General features: G+C 55.6%; 14 protein-coding genes. 11 read left to right on the top strand and 3 right to left on the bottom strand.

Going from position 1 to position 16,729, the window contains the following annotated elements; genetic code table 11:
• The first annotated feature begins 2 nt into the window (after positions 1 to 2).
• The 5 genes from KOE80_RS16900 to KOE80_RS16880 all read left to right on the top strand — a co-directional run bounded on the left by KOE80_RS16900 (position 3) and on the right by KOE80_RS16880 (position 5,722).
• Positions 3 to 641 (top strand): RlmE family RNA methyltransferase, encoded by a 639-nt coding sequence (locus KOE80_RS16900; protein ID WP_009463090.1) that lies wholly within the window; start codon positions 3 to 5, stop codon positions 639 to 641.
• Positions 642 to 748: 107 nt separating this feature from the next.
• Entirely contained in the window at positions 749 to 2,662 is a 1,914-nt protein-coding gene (gene ftsH / locus KOE80_RS16895) for an ATP-dependent zinc metalloprotease FtsH (RefSeq protein WP_009463092.1), read from the top strand.
• A gap of 26 nt (positions 2,663 to 2,688) precedes the next feature.
• Positions 2,689 to 3,531, top strand: a complete 843-nt coding sequence (gene folP, locus KOE80_RS16890; RefSeq protein ID WP_060185653.1) for a dihydropteroate synthase — start codon at positions 2,689 to 2,691, stop codon at positions 3,529 to 3,531.
• Complete coding sequence (gene glmM / locus KOE80_RS16885) at positions 3,528 to 4,871, top strand: phosphoglucosamine mutase (RefSeq protein ID WP_226349558.1); 1,344 nt, start codon at positions 3,528 to 3,530, stop codon at positions 4,869 to 4,871. The genes folP and glmM overlap by 4 nt, the downstream gene beginning before the upstream one ends.
• Before the next feature lie 68 nt (positions 4,872 to 4,939).
• The gene (locus KOE80_RS16880; RefSeq protein WP_009463097.1) at positions 4,940 to 5,722 is read left to right on the top strand and encodes a GNAT family N-acetyltransferase; all 783 of its coding nucleotides are present in this window, start codon (positions 4,940 to 4,942) and stop codon (positions 5,720 to 5,722) included.
• A gap of 297 nt (positions 5,723 to 6,019) precedes the next feature.
• Here KOE80_RS16880 and KOE80_RS16875 read toward each other — a convergent pair whose 3' ends face one another.
• Positions 6,020 to 7,510: a Ppx/GppA phosphatase family protein gene (locus KOE80_RS16875; RefSeq protein WP_026485250.1), complete on the bottom strand. Its 1,491-nt coding sequence runs from the start codon at positions 7,508 to 7,510 to the stop codon at positions 6,020 to 6,022.
• Positions 7,511 to 7,749: 239 nt separating this feature from the next.
• Between KOE80_RS16875 and ppk1 the strand changes: the two genes are divergently transcribed.
• From ppk1 to pstB, 5 genes are all read left to right on the top strand, one after another.
• Positions 7,750 to 9,822, top strand: coding sequence for a polyphosphate kinase 1 (ppk1, locus tag KOE80_RS16870; RefSeq protein ID WP_009463101.1), 2,073 nt, complete (start codon positions 7,750 to 7,752; stop codon positions 9,820 to 9,822).
• A gap of 96 nt (positions 9,823 to 9,918) precedes the next feature.
• Complete coding sequence (pstS, locus tag KOE80_RS16865) at positions 9,919 to 10,962, top strand: phosphate ABC transporter substrate-binding protein PstS (protein WP_035270965.1); 1,044 nt, start codon at positions 9,919 to 9,921, stop codon at positions 10,960 to 10,962.
• A 220-nt stretch (positions 10,963 to 11,182) separates the two neighbouring features.
• Positions 11,183 to 12,121, top strand: a complete 939-nt coding sequence (gene pstC, locus KOE80_RS16860; RefSeq protein ID WP_026485253.1) for a phosphate ABC transporter permease subunit PstC — start codon at positions 11,183 to 11,185, stop codon at positions 12,119 to 12,121.
• A 12-nt stretch (positions 12,122 to 12,133) separates the two neighbouring features.
• Complete coding sequence (gene pstA / locus KOE80_RS16855) at positions 12,134 to 12,997, top strand: phosphate ABC transporter permease PstA (protein WP_226349557.1); 864 nt, start codon at positions 12,134 to 12,136, stop codon at positions 12,995 to 12,997.
• A 33-nt stretch (positions 12,998 to 13,030) separates the two neighbouring features.
• Positions 13,031 to 13,810 carry a phosphate ABC transporter ATP-binding protein PstB gene (pstB, locus tag KOE80_RS16850; protein ID WP_009463840.1) on the top strand — a complete coding sequence of 260 codons (780 nt, stop codon included), beginning with the start codon at positions 13,031 to 13,033 and terminating at the stop codon, positions 13,808 to 13,810.
• A gap of 230 nt (positions 13,811 to 14,040) precedes the next feature.
• Here the strand turns inward: pstB and KOE80_RS16845 are convergent, their stop codons facing one another.
• Entirely contained in the window at positions 14,041 to 15,666 is a 1,626-nt protein-coding gene (locus KOE80_RS16845; protein ID WP_226349556.1) for an acyl-CoA synthetase, read from the bottom strand.
• Positions 15,667 to 15,875: 209 nt separating this feature from the next.
• The gene (locus tag KOE80_RS16840) at positions 15,876 to 16,292 is read right to left on the bottom strand and encodes a hypothetical protein (protein WP_035270962.1); all 417 of its coding nucleotides are present in this window, start codon (positions 16,290 to 16,292) and stop codon (positions 15,876 to 15,878) included.
• A gap of 187 nt (positions 16,293 to 16,479) precedes the next feature.
• On the opposite strand from KOE80_RS16840, the gene KOE80_RS16835 reads away from it, so the two are divergent.
• On the top strand, positions 16,480 to 16,729 hold a 250-nt coding region (locus tag KOE80_RS16835), incomplete at its 3' end, for a hypothetical protein (RefSeq protein ID WP_226349555.1).

Genomic DNA, 16,729 nt, shown 5'->3' with positions numbered 1-16,729 from the left:
GAATGGCCAAGAAAAAATTCTCTAAAGAGTGGGTTCAGCAGCATATAAATGACCCCTACGTCAAATTGGCGCAACAAAAAGGGTATCGCGCGCGTGCGGCCTTCAAGCTCAGTGAAATATTGGATCTGGAGAAGATTCAGGTTCAGGGCAAGGTGGTGGTGGACCTGGGGTCTACGCCGGGCAGCTGGTCGCAATTGATACGGGAGCGCATGGTCGGCCCTGGCGGTGTGCTCAATGGTCGCATTATCGCACTGGATATATTGGAAATGGAACCAATTGCCGGGGTAGAGTTCATGCAAGGCGACTTTCGCGAGGACTCTGTACTGGAGCAATTGCAAGATTCCTTAAAAGGTGCGGCGGTAGACCTTGTGATTTCGGATATGGCCCCCAACTTGTCTGGTGTGGCATCGGCCGATTCCGCCCGCATCCAGCATTTATGCGAGCTGGCACAGGAATTTGCCCTGCAGCATCTGACCGATGAAGGGGTACTGATCGTCAAAGCCTTCCACGGCAGCGGGTTTTCCCAGATCGTGGAGTCTTTCAAGCAGAATTTTGTCAGAGTCGTCGAGCGTAAACCCAAGGCTTCGCGTGATAAATCCTCCGAAACCTTTCTCGTTGCCCGTGGCTTGAAGCGCAGGTAATTTATGACTTGCCGGGCTTTGAATCGGGTAGAATGAACTATGTATGGCGCTTGTTCAGGTATGTGTAAGCATATGGAGCAAGTTATCGCAATCGCAGGAGATTGGCTTTGAACAATTCGTTTTCCAAAGTCGCGATCTGGATGGTTATTGCGCTGGTGCTGTTTACTGTTTTCAAGCAGTTTGACGGCCGGCCACCAGCCACTGATGGCGTCACTTACACACAATTCATGAATGATGCCCGCTCCGGCCGCATCAGCAAGGTGGATATTCAGGGCGATACCCTGCATGTCACGCCGGATTCTGGCCGCAGCTACTCGCTGACGTCCCCCGGTGACCTGTGGATGGTGCCTGAACTGGTGAAATCCGGTGTGCAGGTATCGGGTAAAGCCCGTGAAGAGCCTTCCTTCCTGACCAGCCTGTTCATCTCCTGGTTCCCCATGCTGCTCCTGATTGGCGTGTGGGTGTTCTTCATGCGTCAGATGCAAGGTGGCGGCAAGGGCGGGGCATTCAGCTTCGGTAAATCCCGTGCACGTTTGCTGGACGAGAACTCCAACCCTGTTACCTTTGCGGACGTGGCCGGTTGCGACGAAGCCAAGGAAGACGTACAGGAACTGGTGGACTTTCTGCGCGACCCAAGCCGCTTCCAGCGTCTGGGTGGCCGCATTCCACGCGGTATCCTGATGGTTGGCTCGCCGGGTACAGGTAAGACCCTGTTGGCTCGTGCCATTGCTGGCGAAGCCAAAGTGCCTTTCTTCAGCATTTCCGGTTCCGACTTCGTCGAAATGTTTGTGGGTGTGGGTGCTTCCCGCGTCCGCGACATGTTCGAGACCGCCAAGAAGCAATCGCCTTGCATCATCTTTATCGACGAAATCGACGCCGTGGGCCGCCAGCGTGGCGCAGGCCTTGGCGGTGGTAACGACGAACGTGAACAGACACTGAACCAGTTGCTGGTCGAGATGGACGGTTTTGAAACCGGCCAAGGCGTACTGGTCATTGCTGCAACCAACCGTCCTGACGTACTGGACCCCGCTTTGCTGCGTCCTGGCCGTTTTGACCGTCAAGTGGTTGTTGGCCTGCCTGACATCCGTGGTCGTGAGCAGATTCTGAAAGTGCACATGCGCAAAGTGCCTTTGGCTCCCAACGTGGACGCCGTGGTGCTGGCTCGTGGTACTCCCGGTTTCTCCGGTGCTGATCTGGCTAACCTGGTCAACGAAGCCGCTTTGTTCGCCGCGCGCCGTAATGGTCGCACCGTGGATATGCAGGACTTCGAGCGCGCCAAGGACAAGATCATCATGGGTGCAGAACGTCGCACCATGATCATGCCCGAGGAAGAGCGTCGCAACACCGCTTACCACGAAGCCGGTCACGCTTTGGTAGCTTGCATGCTGCCCAAGACGGACCCGGTTCACAAAGTCACCATCATTCCTCGTGGTCGTGCGTTGGGTGTCACCATGCAATTGCCGGAAGGCGATCGCTACAGCATGGACAAAGAGCGCCTGTTGAACATGATCGCCGTGCTGTTCGGTGGCCGTATCGCTGAAGAAGTGTTCATGAATCAAATGACCACGGGCGCATCGAACGACTTTGAACGTGCCACGCAAATTGCGCGTGACATCGTGACTCGCTACGGCATGACAGACTCTCTGGGGCCTGTTGTGTACGCCGAGAACGAAGGTGAAGTGTTCCTGGGTCGCAGCGTCACCAAAACCACGCATGTGTCCGAAGCCACCATGCAGAAAGTGGACTTCGAAATCCGCAAGATTATCGACGAACAGTACGCGGTTGCCCGCAAACTGATCGAAGACAATATGGACAAGATGCATGCCATGGCCAAGGCTTTGCTGGAGTGGGAAACTATTGATGCCGACCAGATCGACGACATCATGAAAGGTTTGCCACCACGGGCTCCACACGTGCCCAACAGCAATGACAACACACCCTCCGATGGCTCCACGCCACCAGCCGCTGGTCCTCGCCCAGCCGATGACAAGGGTGCCGCGGCGACAACGCCGGTTGCTTAACTTACAACATAGGCCATGCCTATTTCATGAATTACCCTGAGTGGTCTTGTGGGCGCTTCCAGTTTGGGCTGGAGCGCCCTTTGGTTATGGGGATTGTGAATGTCACCCCAGACTCCTTTTATGACGGCAACGCACACAATGATTTGCCTCGGGCGCTGGACCACGCCCGTCAATTAATCGCCGAAGGCGCAGACATTCTGGATATTGGTGGCGAGTCGACTCGTCCCGGTGCCGAACCCGTTTCCCTGGAACAAGAGCTTGAGCGTGTCATCCCGCTGATCGAGGGCTTGCGCGACAGCGGTGTGGCCTTGTCGGTGGATACGTTCAAGCCTGAGGTCATGCGCGCCAGCCTGGCGGCCGGTGCAGACATGATCAATGACATCTATGCCTTGCGCATGCCCGGTGCCCTCGAGGCCGTCAAGGACTCCAATTGCGGTCTGTGCATCATGCACATGCAAGGTGAGCCCCGGACCATGCAAGAGCAGGTTCACTACGATGATGTGGTCGTTGATGTACGTCATTTTTTGCAACAACGATGTGACGCCATAGTGAGCGCAGGCATTCAATCCGAGCGTATCATGCTGGATCCCGGCTTTGGCTTCGGTAAAACAGCGGCACATAATTATCAGTTGCTACGGGATTTGCAGCAGGCGGCAGTGCCTGGTTACCCCTGGTTGATCGGCTTGTCGCGCAAATCCATGATTGGCCATGTCACGGGGAAACCCGCCAGTGAGCGTTTGATTGGCAGTCTATCGGCAGCCCTTGCCTGCGTGGCACGGGGCGCAAAAATTGTCCGTGTCCATGATGTAGCCGCCACGCGCGAAGCGCTGGATGTGTGGAACGCGGTTGAATGTGGAGTCTCTGAATGAGCGATCGTAAGTATTTCGGCACCGATGGTGTCCGCGGTGAAGTAGGTGGCCCAACGATTAACCCGGAGTTCGCTTTGCGCCTGGGTTACGCTGCCGGGCAGGTTCTGGCTGCCCAGTATGAAGGTACAGGCCGCCCCACCGTGGTGATTGGCAAGGACACCCGTATTTCTGGCTACATGCTGGAATCGGCGCTGGAAGCCGGTTTGTCGGCCGCCGGGATCGATGTTTTGCTGGCTGGCCCTGTGCCTACGCCCGCTGTGGCCTATTTGACGCGTACGCTGCGCCTGACGGCCGGTATCGTGATCTCTGCCTCGCACAACCCGTATTACGACAACGGGATCAAGTTCTTTTCCGCACAGGGCACCAAGCTGCCTGACGAGATCGAGCTGAAAATCGAGCAAGCCATTGACCAGCCCATGCACTGGGTGAAGTCCGAGTCCCTGGGCCGCGCCCGTCGTCTGGCTGACTCGGCTGGTCGTTATATTGAATTTTGCAAGAGTGCCTTCCCGAACGACTTGAACCTGAACGGGCTCAAGATTGTTGTGGATGCCGCTCATGGCGCGGCTTACAACATCGCTCCGCACGTGTTCCGCGAATTGGGTGCCGAAGTGGTTGCCGTGGGTGTTCAACCTGATGGGTTCAACATCAATCAGGAAGTGGGCGCGACTTATCCCGAGAAGCTGGCCGAAGAAGTACGCAAGCACGGCGCAGATTTGGGTATTGCGTTGGATAGTGACGCAGACCGTCTGCAAATGGTCGATTCCCAGGGGCGCATCTACAATGGCGACGAACTATTGTATCTAATTGTTGCTGATCATCTGCAGACCCAGCCTGTAAAAGGCGTGGTTGGCACGTTGATGACCAACCTGGGTTTCGAGAAAAAAATGCAGGAATTGGGCGTGGAGTTTGCCCGCGCCAAAGTGGGCGACCGCTACGTGCTGGAATTGATGCAGCAAAACGGCTGGGTGTTCGGTGGCGAAAGCTCCGGACACCTGCTGTGCCTGGACTGGCACACCACAGGCGATGGTATTATTGCCGCCTTGCAAGTGCTGACCGCCCTGTGCCATAGCGGCAAGAGCCTGCCAGAACTGATGGAAGGCCTGAAGATGTACCCGCAAATTATGGTTAACGTGCCATTGCAAGCGGGCCAGGACTGGAAAAACCATGCGGGTTTGCAACAGGCAACCCGTGAAGTGGAGCAAATGTTGGGTGACCGTGGGCGAGTGCTTATTCGTGCATCAGGTACAGAACCCAAGCTGCGCTTGATGGTGGAGGCAGAACAAGCCGATCTGGCTCAAGCAGGCATCGATACCTTGCTTGCAGTGGATTTAATGAAATAGTAATGTGGCTATCAAATACCTGAAACATTGTTTGTGCATGATGCACGAAAGTGTTTGGAGTCATCACGATGCTAAATCTTGAGCGCGAACGTACTGAAGTGGATTGGGCGAATACTTGGGCAGGTCATACCGTTGGAGGCTTGGCCTTGCGCCTGGCTCGTACCCAGGCTGAGCTTGAATGCCTTCAGCGCTTGCGTTTTCAGGTTTTCACCCAGGAAATGAACGCCGTCTTTCCAGACCAGCACAATGGTCTGGATATAGACCGCTTTGACCCCTGGTGCGAGCATTTCATGGTTACCGAACCCGAAGAAAACCGGGTTGTAGGAACCTACCGCTTGCTGACCCCTGAAAATGCCAATAAAGCGGGCGGCTATTACTCAGAGTCCGAATTCGATATCAGCGCCCTGGATGCGCTGCGCCCCAGCCTGGTTGAGGTTGGGCGCTCCTGCATCCATCCCGACTACCGTAATGGCTCGGCCATCATGATGCTGTGGGGTGGCATTGCTGCCCTGACGCGTGTAGGCGGTTACCGTTACCTTCTGGGTTGTGCCAGTGTCAGTTTGCGTGACGATGGCGTCACCGCCGCCGAAGTCTGGCGTGTGGCCCAAAAGTCCATGCAGGACAACAAGCATATTCCGCATGTGCAGCCCTTGAATCGCTATCCGGTTGAACGACTGAACAGCGATTTGCCAGCGCGCATTCCACCGCTGATCAAAGGCTACCTGAAGCTGGGTGCCACGATTTGTGGTGAGCCTGCCTGGGATCCGGACTTCAATACGGCAGACTTTCCTGTCCTGCTGGATCTGGAAGCCATGGACGAGCGCTATAAACGTCACTTTGGCCTGGTCTGATTGCGTATTGCTCAGGCCTGACCAAGTCGGGCCTGAATAGGGCCTGCGAATAAAAAGAACCCCCGAAAGTTGGATGGCCATCCAACTTTCGGGGGTTTTTTAGGTTCTGATGATCTGCTTGGCTTGGCTTGGCTTGGCTTGGCTTGGCTGGCTTTGGCGCTGTCAATGAGCGGCTCGGCCAGCTAGCGTCAGCCATACTCCAATCAACGGGCCTGTCAGCAAGGCTATCGGGGCTGTAAGCTGGGTGGAGTGTTTTTCAACAGGCCCACCTGGCCGCTACACGTCCAGCAGGCTTTGTCAGACCAGCTCCAGGCTCAAATCATTGATATCGCTTTGCCAAGCCTGTACTTCAGCCAGCAAGGAGGCCTGGGACAGGGGGTGGCTGGCCATCCATTCGTGATCCAGATGAATCATGACGGTTTTGCCACGCGCTTGCAGGCTCAGCGGCAAGGTTTCCCTGTCCTCGCGACGGCGCATCAGCATGACGGCCAGACGCAGGCTCAGCAATGTCAGCCACCAGGCGTTATTGGACTCAAAGCGCTTGAGCTTGCCCAGCTTGCCCTGGTGACCCAGGCTCAGGAAGCTCAACAAGGCTTGGTCGTCGTTGGAAAAACCGGGCATATCGGCATGTTCCAGCACGTAGGCCGTGTGCTTGTGGTAATCCGCATGTGCAATGCTCAGGCCCACTTCATGAAGATCGGCGGCCCAGCCCAATTGACGCTGCAGTTCCTGCACTTCAGGGGTGTCGGGCAGCTTCAGTTGTGCGAAGAACTTCATCGCCGCATCGTGCACACGATGGGCCTGGCGTGTGTCGACCTGATAGCGCTTCATCATTTGCTGAACGGTCTGGTCACGCTGATCGTGTTCCGATTCGCGCCCCAGCATGTCGTACAGAACACCCACACGCAGTGCGCCTTCACCAGGCAGCATCTGGCGAATCTTCAGCTCCTGGAAGGCGGCCATCATAATGGCCAGACCTGCCGCCAGCACGGGCGCGCGGTGAGGCTTGATACCGCTCAGATTGCGTGTGTCCACCTTGCCATCGTGTACCAGGCGTTTGCGCAGCAATTCCATGCCTTCCAGGGTGATCCCCTTTTTGGACATGCCGTTCTCTTGCAGGATGGCGATCAGACCCTTGGCGGTTCCGGAGGAGCCATACGCTTCCTGCCAGCCCGTTTTGCGGTATTGGCGCGTAATTCCTTCCAGTTCGCGACGAGCCGTCAGGATCGCATTGCTCATGCGCTCTTCGGTGATCACGCCATCGGAGAAAAACTTGTCGGTATAGCTGACACAGCCCATGTAGAGCGAAGACAGCAGCAGAGGTTTGAGGCCCTTGCCAATAATGACTTCGGTCGAACCGCCGCCGATGTCGATCATCAGACGGCGATTGGGGGAGGGGGGCAGCTCGTTGCTGATCCCCGAGAAAATCAGGCGGGCTTCCTCGTGGCCGGAGATGACCTCGATAGGAAAGCCAAAGGCCGCCTCGGCAGCCGGCAGAACCTCGCTTAAATTGCGTGCCACCCGGAAGGTATTGGTGGCCACAGCGCGAACGCGATTGGGGTGAAAACCGGCCAGACGTTCGTTGAAGCGTTTCAGAATGACTACGGCGCGTTCAATGGCATCGGGACTGATGTATTTGTCGGGACCCATGCCAGCGGCGAGTCGGACGGATTCATTCAGGCGGTCAATGGTGTAGATCTGGGCATGACCGTTGTGCTGAACCACTCGTCCAATGGATAAACGAAAGCTGTTGGAGCCCAGGTCCACAGCGGCAAGAAGTTGTTCCATGAGGCATCGCTCGGGATGATTACTGTGCGATTATAAGGACATTAATCATGGGTTTTGTTACATAAACCGGAAAATTAAGAAAAGTTAGACGAAAGCATCTTGGGAAAGGCGATGTGATATTTGCGCTCCTGCCAGGCAGAGCTGTTTTAGACTTGAATTGCTACGGGTCATAGAGCTGTAACATTCATGTAGTAAAAGTCTCACGATCCCATTTTCTTTGGCTTTTTAACGACCTCACCATGCTGCCTTCTCCAGATTCAACCTTGCTAAACCGTGAGTTGTCTTTGCTCAAGTTCAATGAGCGAGTGCTGGCCATGGCCGAAAATTCGACCACGCCTTTGCTGGAGCGCTTGCGCTACATCTGTATCGTGAGCTCTAACCTGGATGAATTCTTTGAAATTCGTATTTCCAGTCTGAAAGAACAGATCTTGCAAAATCCTCATCAAGTGGGGGATGACGGGTTTTTGCCTCAACAAGCGTTTGACAAGGTGCAGGCTGCGGCTCACCAATTGGTCGAGAAACAAAACGACTTGCTGATGGACGAGGTCTTGCCGACCTTGATGGATGAAGGCATAGGGCTGCTGTTGACCGCGCTATGGACACCTGCTCAGCGTGAGTGGGCGTATCAAACCTTTTTGCGTGACGTTATGCCTTTGCTCACGCCTATTGGCCTGGACCCGGCGCATCCCTTTCCGCGCGTCTACAACAAAAGCCTGAACTACATCGTTGAGTTGAGCGGTGAAGATGCCTTCGCCCGCACCGGCACGATTGCCATTGTGCAGGCACCCCGTGCCTTGCCACGTGTGATTCGTGTGCCAGATGATATCGCCGGCATTCCCCAGGGCTATATGCTGCTGACTTCCCTGATCAGCGTTTTTGTGGGCGAGCTTTTTCCCGGCATGGACGTAAAGGGCTGCTATCAGTGGCGCGTTACCCGCAACAGTGATCTGTTTGTGGACGAGGAAGAAGTCACCAACTTGCGCGCCGCCTTGCAGGGCGAGCTGTCGCAACGTAACTTTGGTGCGGCCGTACGTCTGGAAATTGACCGTTCCATGCCCGAGCGCCTGGAGCGCTTTTTGCAAAGCGAGTTTTCGCTGGATGTGCCAGATACTTATCGCGTCAGCGGCCCGGTCAATCTGACGCGCCTGATGCAGCTGTGTAATGTGCCAGACCGTCCGGATCTTCTGTTCCCGGATTACCGTGCGCCTATTCCGGCGCCGTTTGATTCTTCATTTGAATCCCCCGCACAGTTTTTTGAGGCGATTTCCCGCAAAGACCAACTGCTGCACCATCCGTATCAGTCCTTCCAGCCCGTCTTGAGCTTCTTGCGTGCCGCAGCGGCGGACCCGGCCGTCGTCGGTATCAAGCAGACGATTTACCGTACTGGTGAAGATTCGGAGTTGATGAATATCCTCCTGTCGGCGGCGCGTGCTGGCAAAGAGGTAACGGTGGTGGTGGAGTTGATGGCTCGTTTTGACGAACAGACCAATATCAATTGGGCCGCCAAGCTGGAAGAGGTGGGAGCACACGTCAGTTACGGGGTGGTGGGTCACAAGACCCACGCCAAGATGGCCCTGGTGCTGCGTCGTGAAGGGGGGTCGATCCGGCGTTATGGCCATTTGGGTACGGGTAACTATCACCCGCGCACTGCTCGCCTGTACACGGACTTTGGCCTGATTACCGCTAATCAGGAAATTTGCGAGGACATGGACAAGGTGTTTTCCATGCTGACCGGGCTGGGTGCCTGGAGGCCCCTGAAGCGCTTGCTGCAGTCGCCGTTCACCTTGCATGACAGCATGATGGATCGCATCCAGGCGGAAACCGAGCGCGCCCTGGCAGGCAAGAAAGCCCGCATCATGGCCAAGATGAACTCGCTGCTGGAGCCCAAGATCATTCAGGCGCTTTATGATGCAAGCCAGGCCGGAGTCAGGGTAGACCTGATCGTGCGTGGTGCTTGCGCCTTGCGTCCGGGGGTCAAGGGTTTGTCGGAGAACATCCAGGTGCGTTCAATCATCGGACGCTTTCTGGAGCACTCGCGTGTTTTCTATTTCTACAATGGCGGTCAGGAAGAGGTCTTTATTTCCTCGGCCGACTGGATGGACCGGAACTTCTTTCGTCGTGTGGAGCTGGGTGTGCCAGTGCTGGACCGCAGCCTGAAAAAGCGGGTCATTGCCGAAGCCTTCACTTATGCCTTGCGTGACAACCAGTTGTCCTGGAAGGCCAATCCGGATGGCACTTATAACCGCATCCGCAGTCGCGGTGCCCCGTTCAATCTGCATCTGAGCATGATGCAGCGCTTGGGCGGTGTGTGAAATACAGACTGTCATGAACGTGTCATATAGTCTGTTTACTATGACGACACATACAGGGTGGGCCTGTGATCTGACTATCATCAAGAGGATTTCTCGATGTTAAAACGTGTATTCAACAAGGTAAGTATTGCTCTGGCGTTCAGCGCTTTTGCGGCTACTGCCACAGCTGCAGACGTAACCGGTGCTGGTGCGTCGTTCCCTTACCCAATCTATGCCAAATGGGCGGCTGAATACGCCAAACAAACGAATAACCGCGTCAACTACCAGTCGATTGGTTCGGGTGGTGGTCAGCAGCAGATTATTGCCAAGACCGTGGATTTCGGTGCTTCGGACGACCCAATGAAGGTCGAAACACTGGAAAAAGAAAACCTGTTGCAGTTCCCCGCCGTGATCGGTGGTGTGGTGCCTGTGATCAACGTCGAAGGCATTGAGCCTGGCAAGCTGAAACTGTCCGGTAAAGTACTGGGCGATATCTACCTGGCCAAGATCACCAAGTGGGACGATGCAGCCATCAAGGAACTGAACCCCGATTTGACCTTGCCTAACAAGGACATCGTGGTGGTTCACCGCTCCGACGGTTCGGGCACCACTTTCGGTTGGACCAACTATCTGTCCAAAGTGTCCCCAGACTGGAAGTCCCAGGTTGGTGAAGGCAAGGCTGTGAAGTGGCCTACCGGTCAAGGTGGCAAGGGTAACGAAGGCGTGGCTGCTTACGTACGCCAGCTGCAGAACTCGATCGGCTACGTTGAATACGCTTACGCCAAGCAAAACAAACTGTCCTGGACCCAGTTGCAGAACAAGGACGGCCAATTCGTCCAGCCTGGTCAGGAAAGCTTTGCTGCCGCCGCTGCCAACGCAGACTGGGCCGGTACGCCTGGCATGGGTGTGATTCTGACCGAAGAGCCTGGCGCACAGTCCTGGCCTATCACTTCGGCTACCTTCATCCTGATGCACAAGGTGCAGGACAAGCCCGAGAACGGTAAAGAAGTGCTGAACTTCTTTAACTGGGCCTTCGAGAACGGTGCCAAATCTGCTGAAGAGCTGGATTACGTTGCGTTGCCTAAGGACGTAACCGACCAGATCAAGGCGGCCTGGGCATCGGAGATCAAGTCCAAAGACGGCGCTGCGGTCTGGAAGTAAGATTCGTGTTCAAATACAGGTCAGTTGTAAATTGATCCTGCGAGACGGCCCACCTCTAGGTGGTGCCGTCTTTATTATGTAAAAATTACGGTTTTGTCTTGAACGCACAGCGCGTAGCGTTATCCGGTTTGTTGGGCTGGAGCAGCCTTGGCTGTTACAGAATCTGTGAATCGGTTGCAGTGCGTTCGTCCTATTCCGGCCTGACCCTTCATCTGTCTACATGAAATCAAATCAGAACGCCTTTATGGACGGCATTTTCAAGAACATGACACGCTCGTTTGCGTTTCTCGTGTTCATATTGCTGGCTGCCATCTCTATTTCCCTGATCTATGGAAGCCGGGAATCCATTGCCGAATACGGTTTCTCTTTTCTCTGGACGAATAACTGGGATCCGGTCAATAACGAATATGGTGCATTGGTGCCCATTGCCGGTACCTTGCTGACTTCTTTCATCGCACTCTGTATTGCCGTGCCGGTCTCGTTTGGCATTGCGATGTTCCTGACAGAGCTCTCGCCAGCCTGGTTGCGTCGCCCTCTGGGTACGGCCATTGAAATGCTGGCTGCGATTCCCTCCATTATTTACGGTATGTGGGGCCTGTTTGTTTTTGTGCCCCTGTTCCAGCGCTATGTACAGCCTGGCCTGATTTCCTTTTTTGACGGGGTGCCAGTGCTGGGTCAGATCTTTGCGGGCCCCCCCTTCGGGATTGGTGTGTTCACCGCCGGTCTGATTCTGTCCATTATGGTGATCCCCTTCATTACCGCCGTGATGCGCGACGTGTTCGAGCTGGTGCCTCCTATGCTCAAAGAGTCCGCTTATGGTCTGGGCAGCACGACCTGGGAAGTGATGTGGCGTGTGGTGCTGCCTTTCACCAAGAACGGGGTGATTGGCGGGATCATGTTGGGTCTGGGACGTGCGCTGGGTGAAACCATGGCTGTCACCTTTGTGATTGGTAACTCCTTTAACTTGCCAAGCTCGCTGTTTTCGCCCTCGAACTCGATTGCGTCTGCACTGGCCAACGAGTTTAACGAAGCCGGTGGCATGCAGAAATCCGCCTTGCTGGAGCTGGGTCTGATCCTGTTCCTGATCACCACGGTTGTATTGGCGATCTCCAAGTTGCTCTTGTTGCGTCTGGCCAAGAACGAAGGCACGTCGCGCTAAGGATCACCTACCATGTTTGATAAAAAATCCGCAATTAGTCTGAGCAACCCGATTTACAAACGCAGGCAGGTGTTTAACCGCCTGATGCTGGGTGTGTCTTTTACTGCCTTGATCTTCGGCCTGTTCTGGCTGTTCTGGATCATCTGGACCCTGATCGAAAAGGGCAGCAGCGCCATGGCCTGGTCCCTGCTGCTGGAAAGCACGCCGCCTCCCGGTGGCGAGGGTGGTCTGCTGAACGCCATCGTCGGTAGCGTCATGATGGCTGGCGTGGGCACCCTGATCGGTACGCCTATCGGCATTCTGGCCGGCACCTATCTGGCCGAATACGGTCAGCGCGGCTGGCTGGCTCCGGCAACTCGCTTTTTGAACGACGTGCTGCTGTCGGCACCGTCCATCATTATTGGTCTGTTCATCTACGCCGTGTACGTGGCCCAGGTGGGGCACTATTCGGGTTGGGCCGGCTCGCTGGCCCTGGCCATTCTGGTAATTCCTGTGGTCGTGCGTTCTACCGACAATATGCTGATGCTGGTCCCCAATGGCCTGCGTGAGGCTGCGGCCGCTCTGGGCTGCCCCAAGTGGAAGATTGTGATGTCCATCTCTTACCGTGCAGCCTTGCCCGGTATTGTGACGGGCGTTCTGCTGGCTGTGGCTCGTATTGCGGGTGAAACGGCTCCCTTGTTGTTCACCGCCTTGAACAACCAGTTCATGTCCCTGAACATGAACGCACCGCTGGCCAACTTGCCTGTGGTGATTTTCCAATATGCTGCCAGCCCCTTTGAGGACTGGAACCGTCTGGCCTGGGCAGGTGCGGTGCTGATTACCTTGCTGGTCTTGGGTATCAATATCCTGGCTCGCAGCCTTTTCCGCCAAAAATAACGTTTTCACGGAGCGCCCTAGTCGGCCAACGCTATGAGTCAAATTATTACCTCCGACGAATCGACCAAGATTGAAATCCGCAACCTGAATTTCTTCTATGGCAAATTCCATGCCCTGCGCAATGTGAACATGTCTATCAAGGAAAAGAAGGTCACGGCCTTTATCGGACCCTCCGGTTGCGGTAAATCCACCTTGCTGCGCACGCTGAACCGCATGTACGAGCTGTACCCCGGCCAGCGCGCTGAAGGTGAAATCCTGCTGGACAATGAAAACCTGCTGACTTCCAAGCAGGACATTTCCCTGATCCGCGCCAAAGTGGGCATGGTGTTCCAGAAACCGACACCGTTCCCCATGAGCATTTATGACAACGTGGCCTTTGGCGTGCGTTTGTTCGAGCGCCTGAGCAAAGGCGAAATGGACGAGCGCGTGGAATGGGCCTTGTCCAAAGCTGCGCTGTGGAACGAAGTGAAAGACAAGCTGCACCAAAGCGGTAACGGCCTGTCCGGCGGTCAGCAACAGCGTCTGTGCATTGCCCGTGGTGTGGCGATCAAACCCGAAGTTCTGCTGCTGGACGAGCCTTGCTCGGCACTGGACCCGATTTCCACGGCCAAGATTGAAGAGCTGATTGCTGAACTGAAAGCGGATTACACCGTGGTTATCGTGACCCACAACATGCAGCAAGCGGCTCGTTGCTCGGATTACACCGCCTATATGTATCTGGGCGAGCTGATGGAGTTTGGTGAAACTGACCAGATCTTCGTGAAGCCCGCTCGCAAGGAAACCGAAGACTACATCACGGGTCGTTTCGGTTAATCAGACGGATGCGGGCAGAGCGGCCTTGCAGCGCTTTGCCTGGAGTTTGAATAAAGCCATACCCCCACATCGGGACAGTCGTTCCTGTGTGGCACACACCCCAATTGCTGGATTTACGTCCAAGGATTGGGGTGTGTTTTTATCCATTGGGGCGGCGATACGGTGTTGGCTCCAGTAAAGGGAGTAGCGACGGCCTTGTGTTGTGCGGGTGCCGCCTGCAGCTAGTGCCTTTACTGGCTCAATTTGCGTAAAGCATGACGTATGACTTTGCCGGTGGTTGTCATGGGCAGGGCATCGACAAACTCAATCAGCCGTGGGTACTCATGTGCAGCCACCCGGCGTTTGATGTGCTCCTGAATCTCCTTGACCAGTTCCTGGGACGGTTCGATATCCTCCTTCAGCACCACAAAAGCTTTCACGACTTCGGTGCGTTCGGGGTCGGGGACACCGATCACTGCCGCCATGGCGACAGCGGGATGCCCCATCAGGCCATCCTCAATCGGGCCGGGCCCAATGCGGTAGCCGGAGCTGGTGATGACATCATCATCGCGGCCTACGAACTGGATATAGCCATCCTCGTCCTGCATGCCTTTGTCGCCGGTCAGCAGCCAGTCGCCTACAAATTTCTCGCGAGTGGCTTCAGGCCGCTGCCAGTAACCCAGGAACATAACCGGATCGGGGGACTGCACGGCAATATGGCCTTCGATGCCGGGTTTCTGAATTTGCCCCTGATCATCCACAATCGCGACCTTGTGACCAGGCACGGCCTTGCCGATCTTGCCCGCCTGTCCTGGAAACCAGGCCGAGCAAGAGGACACGATCATATTGCACTCGGTTTGTCCGTAGAACTCGTTGATGGTGATGCCCAGTTCCTGCTTCGCCCAATCCAGCAACTGTACGCCTAGTGACTCCCCGCCACTGGCAATGGATTGCAGCTTCAAAGGCCATTGCTCGCGTGACCATTGGCTGCGACGCAGCATTTTCAGGGCAGTAGGGGGCAGGAAAGTATGCGTGACACCGTGCTCGGACATCAGTTTCCAGGTAGCCTCGGCATCGAATTTGGGGAAGCGGTAGGCCAGCACGGGTATGCCGTGATGCCAGGCCGGTAGCAGTACATCCAGCAAGCCGCCAATCCAGGCCCAGTCGGCGGGCGTCCACATCAGGCCTTCGCCTGTGGGCAGGAAGTTGTGCGACATCTCTACGCCCGGCAGATGCCCCAGCAGCACGCGGTGGGCATGTAGAGCACCTTTGGCCGAACCTGTGGTGCCGGAGGTATAGATGAGCACGGCGGGGTCGTCTGCGCGGGTGTTCAATGTGCGCGGTGCCGGTTCGGGGTGGGCGGCAATGGCTTGCCATAAGGAAAGTGCATCGCCCTGATCCTGCTGGCTGTCACTTTGGTAAAGATGTTTGAGCTGTGGCAGGTGCTCGCGCAAGGGCAACACCGTCTCCAGGCCTTGTTGATCGGTAATCAAGGTGCTGGCACCGGAATCATTCAGCCTGTAGCGCAGCGCGTCCGTGCCAAACAGGGTGAACAAGGGCATGGCAATGGCGCCAATCTTGTAGGTCGCCAAATGCGCCAGCGCCGTTTCAAGTCCTTGAGCCAGAAAGATGGCGATACGGTCGCCTGCCTGAATACCCTGGGCCTGCCAGGCAGCCGCTAAAGAATCGGACCAGGCTTTGAGCTGATCGAAGGTGTAGCGCTTGATCTGACCATCGGGCAATTGCTGGATCAGGGCCAGACGCCTGGACCCGTCAGCCCATTTGTCGCAGGTGTCGTGAGCGATGTTGTAGTGCTCGGGGATGGACCAGTGAAATTCCGAGTAGCTTTGTGAGTAAACCGAATCAGCAGACAGCATGAGAGACACTTTTCCAAAAGGTGAAACAGACTCCCATCCTAACGCCTTGAGCGGGATGACCCTATCCGGGCTAATCAGTAGAAAAGAAAAACGGCGCTGGGGGGGCGCCGTTTTTCGTCCTGCTACCGACTTCTACTGCTAAAACAACTGTGAGTTGTCACTGCTACTGCTTGCGAACATCAACTGCTTAGGGGAAAGTGATGTGATGATCAGGACTTGGTGGCCTCTTTCGTGGCGCTGTCACGTTGTTGATCGTGACCGGAGCGGTGGCCGCGACGATGCTGACCGTCGTTCTTGCGCTCTACAACCGTAAACTCGCCATTGGCACCTTCGGAACGGACACGTACAACCTTGCCGTCCTTATCGACCACCATGGCCATGATGTTGTCGCCTCGCTGGTGCAGGCTGCCCACTTTGGTGTAGCCGGCATCTTTCAGGCGCTGGTAGGCGGGACCGATATCGGTGACTTGATCAGCGGTCAGCGGTTTGTGGTCGCGGGCCTGACGGGCTTGTTTCTGCGTGCTCTGTGTTTGGGCTGCGCTTGTGGCTTCCTGTGCAATGGCAGCGGTGCCACCCAACAGACTTGCGCTCAATACCAGGGCAGAAAAGAGGGAAGTGCGTTTCATGTATAGCTCCTTCATGTAATCAAAAAGTGGTGCTGTCAGATTCCTGGGTAGCTTCCTTTTGAGGTGGGAAGGTTTGTTTGTCCTGTCAGCCTGGTGCCCATTATGGACAGGTGGCTCTGAATCTAAACTGAAGCCGCTGTTCATGTTATGTTCATCCGCAGCTTGCTATATAAGGGGGAGTGATCGTTTGATCCCTCTTTTTTTTCTGCACGTACCGATTCTTATGACGTCCATTAAACAATCCGCCTTGCTGATGAGTTTGGCCGCCGTTTTGACGGCGGTGATGCCATTGGCACTGGCCCATTCTCACGATTACCCTGACTGCGGCAGCAAAAAGCAGAAGGGTGATTCGTCGTGGGACAGGGATCAGCGTTCGGATTGGTCTGGACATGATTACCTCGGGGACGATGACTGTTTTCGGCCTTTCCCCTCTCCGC

It is taken from the genome of Alcaligenes sp. 13f (assembly GCF_020496585.1).
GTDB lineage: Bacteria > Pseudomonadota > Gammaproteobacteria > Burkholderiales > Burkholderiaceae_B > Alcaligenes > Alcaligenes phenolicus.
This window is presented reverse-complemented; position numbering and strand designations above follow the sequence as displayed.

Excerpts from the sequence above, each read along its gene's own strand:
- KOE80_RS16900 (WP_009463090.1), top strand. The coding sequence starts at position 3 with ATGGCCAAGAAAAAATTCTCTAAAGAGTGGGTTCAGCAGCATATAAAT.
- folP (WP_060185653.1), top strand. The coding sequence starts at position 2,689 with ATGAATTACCCTGAGTGGTCTTGTGGGCGCTTCCAGTTTGGGCTGGAG.
- glmM (WP_226349558.1), top strand. The coding sequence starts at position 3,528 with ATGAGCGATCGTAAGTATTTCGGCACCGATGGTGTCCGCGGTGAAGTA.
- KOE80_RS16880 (WP_009463097.1), top strand. The coding sequence starts at position 4,940 with ATGCTAAATCTTGAGCGCGAACGTACTGAAGTGGATTGGGCGAATACT.
- KOE80_RS16875 (WP_026485250.1), bottom strand. The coding sequence starts at position 7,510 with ATGGAACAACTTCTTGCCGCTGTGGACCTGGGCTCCAACAGCTTTCGT.
- ppk1 (WP_009463101.1), top strand. The coding sequence starts at position 7,750 with ATGCTGCCTTCTCCAGATTCAACCTTGCTAAACCGTGAGTTGTCTTTG.
- pstS (WP_035270965.1), top strand. The coding sequence starts at position 9,919 with ATGTTAAAACGTGTATTCAACAAGGTAAGTATTGCTCTGGCGTTCAGC.
- pstC (WP_026485253.1), top strand. The coding sequence starts at position 11,183 with ATGAAATCAAATCAGAACGCCTTTATGGACGGCATTTTCAAGAACATG.
- pstA (WP_226349557.1), top strand. The coding sequence starts at position 12,134 with ATGTTTGATAAAAAATCCGCAATTAGTCTGAGCAACCCGATTTACAAA.
- pstB (WP_009463840.1), top strand. The coding sequence starts at position 13,031 with ATGAGTCAAATTATTACCTCCGACGAATCGACCAAGATTGAAATCCGC.
- KOE80_RS16845 (WP_226349556.1), bottom strand. The coding sequence starts at position 15,666 with ATGCTGTCTGCTGATTCGGTTTACTCACAAAGCTACTCGGAATTTCAC.
- KOE80_RS16840 (WP_035270962.1), bottom strand. The coding sequence starts at position 16,292 with ATGAAACGCACTTCCCTCTTTTCTGCCCTGGTATTGAGCGCAAGTCTG.